The sequence below is a fragment of the Coleofasciculus sp. FACHB-712 genome, from assembly GCF_014695635.1.
Classification (GTDB): domain Bacteria; phylum Cyanobacteriota; class Cyanobacteriia; order Cyanobacteriales; family FACHB-T130; genus FACHB-T130.
In genome coordinates, this window is sequence record NZ_JACJOQ010000060.1 from 1 (window position 1) to 4,685 (window position 4,685).

2 protein-coding genes and 2 pseudogenes are annotated in these 4,685 nt (G+C 48.9%); 3 read left to right on the forward strand and 1 reads right to left on the reverse strand.

All coding sequences use genetic code 11. From position 1 onward, the window contains the following. Nucleotides 1-542, reverse strand: a pseudogene (gene nirA / locus H6F50_RS01390) (ferredoxin--nitrite reductase); the annotation flags it as partial. A gap of 473 nt (nt 543-1,015) precedes the next feature. On the opposite strand from nirA, the gene H6F50_RS01395 reads away from it, so the two are divergent. The 3 genes and pseudogenes from H6F50_RS01395 to H6F50_RS01405 all read left to right on the forward strand — a co-directional run. Next, complete coding sequence (locus tag H6F50_RS01395; RefSeq protein ID WP_190425501.1) at nt 1,016-3,265, forward strand: DICT sensory domain-containing protein; 2,250 nt, start codon at nt 1,016-1,018, stop codon at nt 3,263-3,265. A 171-nt stretch (nt 3,266-3,436) separates the two neighbouring features. After that, the gene (locus H6F50_RS01400) at nt 3,437-3,862 is read left to right on the forward strand and encodes a photosystem I reaction center subunit II PsaD (RefSeq protein WP_190425504.1); all 426 of its coding nucleotides are present in this window, start codon (nt 3,437-3,439) and stop codon (nt 3,860-3,862) included. Between the two features lie 437 nt (nt 3,863-4,299). Then, a pseudogene (locus tag H6F50_RS01405) lies at nt 4,300-4,685 on the forward strand (anthranilate synthase component I); the annotation flags it as partial.

Genomic DNA, 4,685 nt, shown 5'->3' on the forward strand with positions numbered 1-4,685 from the left:
GGCAGATTGCTGAAAGCTTTGTTGCCTTCCCCATGATTCGTAATCATGTCCTGGACTTGCTGCACCAGACTTCGCGTATCAAACAATTCATCCGCATCAATCCCCGCAACTGGCGAACCCGTGATGTTGCGGACGTTATCCATCCCCGACTGAATGCTGGTCATCCCGACTCGCTCTAACCGTCGGAAAATTTCTGGCACATCCTCGATTCGGACTCCCCGCAGTTGGATATTTTGCCGGGTGGTGATGTCGCCGCTGCCATCTTCGCCGTAACGCTGCACAATCTCGGCGAGCATTCGCATTTGATCGCTGGTGAGGATACCGCTGGGCATCCGCATCCGCATCATAAATTTTCCGGGCGTAACGGGTCTGAAGAAAATCCCTACCCACTTGAGTCGGTGGTCGCGGTCTGTTTCGTCCATCGCCTCCCAGCCAACCTGGGCAAAATGTTCAATTTCTGCCTTTACCGCCAGACCATCTTTCTCTGCTTTGAATTTTTCAAATTTATTAAGACTTGCTGTGGGCGTGGCTGTGCTTGTCATGGGTGTGTCCTCATTACGTGGCGCTCGAATGCCCGCAAACGGATAATCTTGTGTTTGTCAATTGCTCGTTGATGATAAGTTATGCAAACTGAACTGTGAAATTCGTATAAGAAATTACAAAATGTTAATACAAATGAAGTTTTTGCATCGATCGGATGCCATTTAGTCATGACATCCCCCTTAAGGAGGATTAATGATTGACATAAGAAATTCTTGTGGCGAGGGGTTTTGGAGTCGCGATCGCTTCCCAAAACCCCTATTAATGCAACCATTGAGTTTCCCTCAACTCACAGCCATCCAATACTAGAACTCACAAAAACGTGATTTTCCTCCTCTTGAACGTGGAGTTAAGCAATTTTGTGAGAATTTACAATCGTTAAAACCGGATTACAAGGAAATATTCAAACCGTTAGTAGGGAACGCTCTTTTGTACGATAGGCATAGAACGGGTACGAAACTCGGCAAATTACTAAATGATCATCCCGACTTCTGTGCTGGCAGATTTGCTGCAAGTCCTGCCCCAGCTGCGACCTCAAATGTATTTCAAGTCTTCCTTAATCGCCTTATCTCATGCGATGGAAGACCAGGTTCTGGCATCTTTAGACCAGCATCTGGTGATTGCCAGTTTCCAGCGAGAGCGCTTCTATCGTCAGGAAGCTCACCGTTATCGACGGATTGCAGAACGGACAGAGCAGTTATATGTGCTGGCAGCCCCAGAAACCGACTTTAGCAACAGTTCGGAAGCTTATGAAACTGTTGCTTTTGAGCCGACCGATGGTTTAAGTCAAGAGTGGCACTTAGTGGTGATCGGGCAGAATTATGCTACCTGCTTGGTTTGTCGAGAACGAAACCTAACAGAGGATGGGCGATCGCGTCAGGGTGTAAGAGGAAAGACCGCAGCTAGAAAAGGAATCGCACCCGCGTTTTCCCCTAGCCGCCGCACTTCTGACCTTCCTCGAACCACCTCCCGATTGCGGATGTCATCGTTTGAAGGGATAGACCCCGCCCGCCGGTTTGAGGGAATCTGGACGTTCGATCGGCAAGTCAGTTGCATCGTTGCTGAATTATTACTCAATCGGATTTCGCAGTACCGTCCGGAATTGGCTCAAAAGCTCGCTCAAGCACGAAATATTTACGGCATTCCTTCGAGGGGAGAGTTTTTAGAAACTTCCTTTGGAAAAACCGATCGGGAAGCAGCGAATCGGCAGAATTTTTTAGTTCAAAACTCCGTACAGCCACAGGCGGCAAAGGAACCCTCCGCCCAAACTCCAGAGTCTCTAACCGACAATCCCGACCCCTTTGTTCAGTGCCTAGTCACTTACTTGCAAGCGGGGCAGTACAAGCTGCTCAAAGCTTATCGCTCAATTTCCGCCCAAGAACGCAAAGAACGCCTAGTCAACTCGATTACGGCTGCCATCCGGCGGGGTAGCCATACGGGACAGCCGTTACACCCGGATGAAATTCTATCCATTGCCGTACAGGAATTAGGACAGGCATTGTTTGCTTGCCGGTGTCTGATTTATCGTGCCGGGGAAATCGATACTTCTGCCACGATTAACCATGAATTTTTGAAAGTGACCGATAACGGGAATTCTCGACTTGCCTCTGCACTCGGTCAGGATTGGCCTTTACAGGAAAATCTTCTATTTCAGGAAGTTGTGCAGAACCGAGAGCGAGTTTATGTTGCCGATACTCATATCGACCCTCGCATTGTAGGAGTGTCGGCAGGAATATCGGTAGGAGTGTCGGAACTTCCTTCCAATCGCCCACTTCAAACTCTGGCGAGCCGCTTTGCTATTCAGTCTTGGCTGATGATGCCAGTGCTATATCAGGATCGACTACTGGGGATAGTAGAGCTGCATCATTGCGGTGCTACCCCCTACGAGTGGCAGGACGACGAACTAGAACTTGTAGAAGCCATTTCTATTCAAATCGCCGGGGCATTGATTCAAGCCGAAGCCTACGCGAACCTGGAAGACCTCAACCAACAGCTAGAAGCTCTCGATCGCACTCGCAGCAACTTAGTCGCGATTACAGGTCACGAACTCCGCACCCCCCTCTCTACTATCCAAGTCTGCCTGGAAAGTCTAGCGAGCGAACCTGATATGCCCCCGGAGATGCGGCAAGTGATGCTCAGTACCGCTCTCACCGACGCCGAGCGGATGCGTAAACTGGTTCAAGATTTCCTCACCCTTTCTCGCCTAGAAAGTGGTCGGGTGCAATGGCATCCAGAACCCCTAGCGCTGCCAGAGTGCATCGATCTTGCCCTCAGCAGTATCCGCGCCCGCAATTCCGATGGTCAGCTACCAAAGATTATTACTAAAGTGTCTGATTCGCTGCCTTTAGTACGAGCGGATGGGGAGTGGCTGGTCGAGGTGCTTGCCAAACTGCTGGACAACGCTTGCAAATTTACAACGCCTCAAGGAAAAATTACGATACTCGCTGAGTGTAACGACAGCTCAATGCTGGAAGTTACGGTTGCCGATACAGGTCGTGGCATTGAACCCAACCGGCTGGAGGCTGTCTTCGATCGGTTCTATCAGGAAGAAGGCGCTCTGCGGCGAACTACTGGCGGTACTGGTCTGGGACTTGCGATTTGTCGCCAAGTTGTCACGGGTTGGGGCGGTGAAATTTGGGCTGAATCCGCCGGTAAAGACCAAGGTAGTCAGTTTCACTTTACCGTCCCTATCGCGGCAAGACAGTCAGCAGTCAGTAGTCTTTGATGAAATTAGTCAGCAATTAGTAGTCAGCAGTGCTTGACTAATGACCCATGACTAATGACTAAATGACTCATGACTAAATGGCTAATGACAAACTGTTACAGTTCTTGACAGACTCGCAAGACAGGCCTTGCCTCGGTGATAGGATGCCCTAAAACGTTGGGAGAAAAATCTATGCCAGAAACTCTTACTGGACAAACCCCCATATTTGGCGGCGGTACCGGCGGTTTGCTCACCAAAGCTGAACTAGAAGAAAAGTACGCCATCACTTGGACAAGCCCGAAACAGCAAGTATTTGAATTGCCCACTGGTGGCTCTGCCATCATGAACCAAGGTGATAACGTGCTATACCTAGCACGTAAAGAATACTGCATCATGTTAGGCGGTCAGGTACTCCGAGCCAAGTTCAAAATCAACAACTACAAGATTTACCGTGTCTTCCCGAACGGTGAAATGGAGTATCTGCATCCGAAGGATGGCGTCTTCCCAGAGAAAGTCAATCAAGGTCGTCCTTATGTGAATAAGGTAGAACGGAACATTGGTAGCAACCCGGAACCGCCAACGATTAAGTTTAGCGGTCGTGCGACTTACGACGTTTAGCACCTTTTTAATTATTTAGCATTAGTAGGGTGGGCATCCACCCTACTTTTTCGTTAAAGATGATGCGATAAATGGGCGAAGCAAGGGCAATTCTGTTGGGTTAACAGTTTGAATTCAGATATCGCAATTCTCATTTGGGTGCGATACATCTGTAGGAGCATGACAATCCAAAAGCGCCTATCAAACATTAGAACCACAAGATATTCCACCCAACTGAGAACTGCTATATTTGCTCCCCACGACTTATCCTCCAAGACTCCCCGATAAGTTGGGGAAATTAGATAAAACAAAAATACGAGAGTCTAAAGGAGAAAGATGAAGGATGAACTAAAGCGTCTGGTTCTTCCCTTTTCCCATTTGCGCCCATTTCTGTTTTACCCTGGATGAATAATGGCGGCGCTAGGGCGAATCGCCTCGATCCAGAACGCAAGAAAATTATGATTTTTCCTGATTTTTCCCAATTTTCCGATCTGGCTAAACAGGGTAATTTTGTGCCGGTGTATCAGGAATGGGTGGCAGACCTAGATACACCCGTGTCTGCTTGGTACAAAGTCTGTGCTGGACAGCCTTATAGCTTTTTACTGGAATCCGTGGAAGGTGGGGAAAAAGTAGGTCGCTACAGTTTTGTCGGCTGCGATCCTTTGTGGGTGTTGGAGGCGAGAGGAAATAAAACGACGCAAACCCACCGTGACGGCAGAGCGATCGCGTTTGAAGGCGATCCGTTTCAGGCATTAGCTTACTGCCTAAAGCCGTTTCACCCGGTAACGTTGCCCCAATTGCCGCCCGGAATCGGCGGATTATTTGGCTTCTGGGGTTATGAACT